At 61.4% G+C, this 5,011-nt stretch carries 5 protein-coding genes and 1 other RNA gene; 3 read left to right on the forward strand and 3 right to left on the reverse strand.

What is annotated here, in order from left to right:
- Positions 1–203: 203 nt before the first annotated feature.
- Positions 204–1,271 carry a branched-chain amino acid aminotransferase gene (locus RDM88_RS11770; protein WP_308755026.1) on the reverse strand — a complete coding sequence of 356 codons (1,068 nt, stop codon included), beginning with the start codon at positions 1,269–1,271 and terminating at the stop codon, positions 204–206.
- 201 nt (positions 1,272–1,472) lie between these two features.
- A complete protein-coding gene (gene gdhA / locus RDM88_RS11775) occupies positions 1,473–2,828 on the reverse strand; it encodes an NADP-specific glutamate dehydrogenase (protein WP_308755021.1) in 1,356 nt (451 codons plus the stop codon).
- A gap of 230 nt (positions 2,829–3,058) precedes the next feature.
- On the opposite strand from gdhA, the gene rnpB reads away from it, so the two are divergent.
- The 3 genes from rnpB to RDM88_RS11790 all read left to right on the forward strand — a co-directional run bounded on the left by rnpB (position 3,059) and on the right by RDM88_RS11790 (position 4,258).
- An RNA gene (gene rnpB, locus RDM88_RS11780) (RNase P RNA component class A) lies at positions 3,059–3,421 on the forward strand.
- Between the two features lie 102 nt (positions 3,422–3,523).
- On the forward strand, positions 3,524–3,784 hold the full coding sequence (locus RDM88_RS11785; protein WP_308755022.1) for a pro-sigmaK processing inhibitor BofA family protein: 261 nt from the start codon (positions 3,524–3,526) through the stop codon (positions 3,782–3,784).
- A 45-nt stretch (positions 3,785–3,829) separates the two neighbouring features.
- Positions 3,830–4,258 (forward strand): GNAT family N-acetyltransferase, encoded by a 429-nt coding sequence (locus RDM88_RS11790; RefSeq protein ID WP_308755024.1) that lies wholly within the window; start codon positions 3,830–3,832, stop codon positions 4,256–4,258.
- Between the two features lie 58 nt (positions 4,259–4,316).
- Here RDM88_RS11790 and secG read toward each other — a convergent pair whose 3' ends face one another.
- Complete coding sequence (gene secG, locus RDM88_RS11795) at positions 4,317–4,568, reverse strand: preprotein translocase subunit SecG (protein ID WP_308755025.1); 252 nt, start codon at positions 4,566–4,568, stop codon at positions 4,317–4,319.
- Positions 4,569–5,011 lie beyond the last annotated feature (443 nt).

Below are 5,011 nucleotides of genomic sequence, written 5' to 3' on the forward strand. Positions count from 1 at the left end.
TACTCCCGGGGGTTTCTCAAGGGGACTGGCGGAAGTCCCCTTGAGCGCCCTTCTTTGGTTCCTTTCTTGGGCGATCAAGAAAGGAACTCGCCGCCGGTCGACTACCGGCAAACTTCGCCGCTCACTGAGCGGTAAAGCTAAAACCATCGCCGGGGGCGGGCCGCTGACAAGCTCCGCCGCTCACGAGCGGCAAATCAAAGCAATCAGCAGCAGGGCGTGATCCACCCGAACGGATCGGGGATGCGTCCCCACTGGATATCGGTGATCGTGTCGTAGAGCTTCTGGCTGATCGCACCGATCTTGCCCTCGTTGATGACGGTGACGGTATCGCCGCACTTGAGCTCGCCGATGGGCGAGATGACGGCGGCGGTGCCGGTGCCCCACGCCTCTTCGAGCTTGCCCGCCTTGGCGGCGCTTTCGAGCTCATCGATCGAGAGCTTGCGTTCGGAGACGTTCATCCCCCACGACCGGAGCAGCTGGATGACCGATTTGCGGGTGATGCCGGGCAGGATGCTGCCGTCGAGCTCCGGGGTGACGATCTCGCCGTCGATCTTGAAGAAGACGTTCATCGAGCCGACTTCCTCGACGTATTTGCGCTCGACCGCGTCGAGCCACAGCACCTGGGAGTAGCCCTGTTTCTCGGCCTCCTCCTGCGCGATGAGGCTGGCGGCGTAGTTGCCGCCCGTCTTGTAGGCGCCCATGCCGCCCTGGGAGGCCGCGCGGACGTATTTTGTCTCGACGTAGATCTTGACCGGGTCGATGCCGCCCGCGTAATAGGCGCCCGAGGGGGAGAGGATGACGCAGTAGACATAGTGCGCGGACGGGTGCACGCCCAGCACCGCCTGCGTGGCGACGATGAAGGGGCGGATGTAGAGGGAGGTGTCCGGCGCGGAGGGGACCCAGTCCTTCTCGATGGTGACGAGACGCTTGAGGCCCTCCATCAGCAGCTCCTCGTCCATTTTCGGGATGACGAGGCGCTCGCAGGAGGTGTTCAGTCGCTTGAAGTTCTGGCCGGGACGGAAGAACTGGATCTTTCCGTCTGCGGTGCGGTAGGCCTTCATGCCCTCAAAGACCTCCTGCGCGTAGTGCAGACAGGAGCAGGCCGGGTCCATCGGGATGGGGCCGTAGGGAACGATGCGCGGGTCGTGCCAGCCCTGCCCGTCGTCGTAGTCCATCAGGAACATGTGGTCGGTAAAGATATGACCGAAGCCGAGGTTGTTCTCATCGGGCTTCTGTCTGGGATGATCGGTCAGCGTGACCTTGATCTCCATCATTGGTAAACACTCCTTTTTTCTCCCCGGTAATACGGTTTTCTGTATGGTTCCCATCATAGCACGGAAGCAGTTCCGTGTCAAAAAAAATCCTGAAAATTTGTCAGATGCCACAAACATCCGGCGGTATGGAAACAGGCTGCCGGAAAGGAATTCCGGCAGCCTGATCGTTTCTCATCCGCTGTGCGGGACCCGTTTCGCTCAGTAGGCGACGCCCTGCCACTTCATCGCGTCGGCGATCTTCATGAAGCCGGCGATGTTCGCGCCCATCACGAGGTTGCCCTCGGCGCCGAACTCCTTCGACGCGCCGTACACGTTGTGGAAGATGTTCTCCATGATGCTCTTGAGCTTGGCGTCGACCTCCTCGGCCGTCCAGGAATAGCGCGCCGAGTTCTGGCACATCTCCAGGCCGCTGACCGCCACGCCGCCCGCGTTGGCCGCCTTCGCCGGTCCAAACATCACGCCGCTCTTCTGGAAGATCTCGACCGCCTCGGGGGTGCTGGGCATGTTCGCACCCTCGCAGACCGCCATCACGCCGTTCGCGACGAGCGCCCGCGCGGCCTCCGCGTCGATCTCGTTCTGGGTCGCGCAGGGCAGCGCGACGTCGCACTTGACCGTCCAGATGCCCTTGCAGCCCTCGTGGTACTCGGCGCCGGGCACCCGCGCGGCATACTCCTTGATGCGGGCGCGCTCGACCTCCTTGATCTGCTTGACGACGTCGAGCTTGATGCCGTCCTTGTCGTAGATGTAGCCGTTGGAGTCGTACATGGCGACGACCTTCGCGCCCATCTCCTGCGCCTTTTCGCAGGCGTAGATGGCCACGTTGCCCGAACCGGAGATGACGACCGTCTTGCCCGCGAGGGAGTCGTTCTTCATCGATTTGAGCATCTGCTGGGTGAAGTAGAGCAGGCCGTAGCCGGTGGCCTGCGGGCGGATGAGGGAGCCGCCGTAGGAGAGGCTCTTGCCGGTCAGCACGCCGGTGAACTCGTTGCGCAGGCGCTTATACTGGCCGTAGAGGTAGCCGATCTCCCGCGCGCCCACGCCGATGTCGCCCGCCGGGACGTCGGTATCCGGGCCGATATGGCGGTAGAGCTCGGTCATGAAGCTCTGGCAGAAGCGCATGATCTCCCCGTCGCTCTTGCCCTTGGGGTCGAAGTCGGAACCGCCCTTGCCGCCGCCCATCGGCAGCCCGGTCAGCGAATTCTTGAAGCACTGCTCAAAGCCGAGGAACTTGATGACCGAGGCGCAGACGCTCGGATGGAACCGCAGGCCGCCCTTGTAGGGGCCGATCGCGGAGTTGTACTGGACGCGGAAGCCGCGGTTGACCTGGACATTGCCTTCGTCATCCACCCACGAGACGCGGAACTGGATGAACCGCTCGGGCTCGACGATGCGGTCGATGATCCCCGCTTTTACAAGGTCGGGGCGCTGGGCCACGACCGGCTCGAACGACTCAAGGACCTCCTTGACCGCCTGCAAAAACTCCGGCTCGTTCGGGTTGCGCCTGCATACGGTGTCGTAGACGCCCTGCAGATATGTACTTTGAAAGGTTGACATGATAATTCCCCCTTATCGAATTACATCCATCCGGCCCATTCTGGTTTCCGCACCGGCGGGCCGCGTATCAGATATTCTTTATTATAATGAATTATTTGCAGCGATGCAATATAAATGTTGCAAAAAAATGGTCTTTTTTCAAAGTTTTCACGTTTTTTATATGATCTTTGCAGGATTGACGGACAAGGTTGACGGATTCGTGCGTTTGGCGTATACTGAAGCCAGTGTAGAGAGCGCGTTGGACAGCGGCGCGGCCCCGTTTCGGCGGGGACGTGAGGAAAGTCCGGGCTTCACAGGGCGGGATACCTGCTAACGGCAGGCCGGGGCGACCCGAGGGAAAGTGCAACAGAAAGATACCGCCATCGCATCACGGGGGCTTCCCCCGCGGACGGTGGTAAGGATGGAAAGGCGAGGTAAGAGCTCACCGGGGCGCGGGTAACCGCGCCGCCATGTAAACCCTATCCGAAGCAACGCCAGCTGGGACGATGCGGCGGCCCGCCGGGTCCCGAAAGGCGGCTTGAGCCGCGCGGCGACGCGCGGCCCAGAAAGATCGTTGTCCACGACAGAACCCGGCTTACAGACGCCCTCTCTGCGCAAAAAAGCGCCCGCAGGTAACTGCGGGCGCTTTTTTGGACATATCCTCCGGCGGGCGGGCATACCCTGTAATGGAAACCAAAAGCCCGGAGGTGAAACGATTGGCGCACTTCATCCTGACCGCCGCCGCGGGCGCCGTCTGCCTTGTCATGCCGGTCGCCCTGTGGCGCTCCCGGCACTTTCTCCGTTCCCTCTGCTTCTCCGCCCTCACCGGCAACGCCGCCCTCCTTGCCGTCTGCTGGTCCGGGAGCTTCACCGGAATCGTCCTCTCCCCCAACCTCTTCACCGTCGGGACCGCCACGCTGCTCGGCCTGCCCGGCGTGATCTCCCTGCTCTTCGTCAAGTTGATTTTCGGCGTATAAGGGCGTATAATGGTCCGGTGAACGTTTCATTTACCGGGAGGAGCTATGGAGATTCGATTTTTTGACGGCACGGACAACCTCTCCGACGCGCTGTGGGTGCGCGACGAGGTCTTCACAAAGGAACAGGGCTTCACCATCCCCGACGAGGACGAGTTCGACGCGGTGTCGCGGCACATGGTCGTCTACCGGGAGGGCCGGCCCGCCGCGACGGGGCGGGTCTACTGCGACGCGGACGGGACGACCTTCCACATCGGGCGCATCGCGGTGCGCAGGGCCTTCCGCGGCGGGCAGCTCGGGCGGCTGCTGATGGAGCGGCTCGAGGCCGCGGCGCGTGAGCGGGGCGCCAAAAAGATCGTCGTGGGCGCGCAGCTCTACGCCATCCCCTTCTATGAGAAGTGCGGCTACCGACCGACGGGGGAGCGGTTCTTTGAGGAATTCTGCGAACACGAGACGCTCGTCAAGGAGTTCGCCTGAGCATCCCTGGCACAAAAAAACGCCCGGCCGTTTGGCCGGGCGTTTATCCGCAAATGACTTATTTCATCGCGTAGCTGATGAGATAGACCGCGAGCGTGATGACCACAAACGCAATCCCCGAATACTTGGTGACGCGGACCATGGTCGCCTGCATCGAACGGTTTTTGTTCTTCCCGAGATAAGACGATTCATTCGAGCCGGCAAGCGCGTTCAGGCCGTTGCCCTTGCCCTCCTGAAACATGACCGTCACGGTAATCACAACAGCGGCAATCATAATCAGGACGCCGCCGATGATTTCAATCGCATTCATCCTTTTTTTACCTCCGATTCCTGAGTACTCCAACTCGTAATATGATAGCATAATCGCCCTTTCAATGCAAGGGTTTCAAATAATTTTTTCCGTTTTGCATCTTTTCACGCGCCGGGCACATACTAAAAACGGTTTTTACCTCGAAATTGCGTTTGCACGGGGCGGAAAACCCGAGCCGGACGGGCCTCCCGTCCGGCTTTTGTTTTTTGTGCCGCCCTGCCCCCGGCGGGCTTTCCGGGTCCCGCCCCGGCAGGTGACAGATATTTCGCCCTGCGGTCGGAAGGCTTTCTTCGCGCCCCTCCGGGCCGCTTTAGATGTGCCGCCCACGGCGGCGCGGATTGCCTATCCCGCCCCGGCAGGCGACAGATATTTCTCCCTGCGGTCGGAAGGCTTTCTTCGCACCCCTCCGGGGCGCTTTAGATGTGCCGCCTACGGCGGCGCGG

Origin of the sequence: uncultured Anaerotruncus sp. (assembly GCF_902490045.1) — a bacterium.
GTDB lineage: Bacteria > Bacillota > Clostridia > Oscillospirales > Ruminococcaceae > Anaerotruncus.

What these genes read in the sequence shown, in the direction of transcription:
- RDM88_RS11770 (WP_308755026.1), bottom strand. Translation starts at nt 1,271, where the DNA reads ATGGAGATCAAGGTCACGCTGACCGATCATCCCAGACAGAAGCCCGAT.
- gdhA (WP_308755021.1), bottom strand. Translation starts at nt 2,828, where the DNA reads ATGTCAACCTTTCAAAGTACATATCTGCAGGGCGTCTACGACACCGTA.
- RDM88_RS11790 (WP_308755024.1), top strand. Translation starts at nt 3,830, where the DNA reads ATGGAGATTCGATTTTTTGACGGCACGGACAACCTCTCCGACGCGCTG.
- secG (WP_308755025.1), bottom strand. Translation starts at nt 4,568, where the DNA reads ATGAATGCGATTGAAATCATCGGCGGCGTCCTGATTATGATTGCCGCT.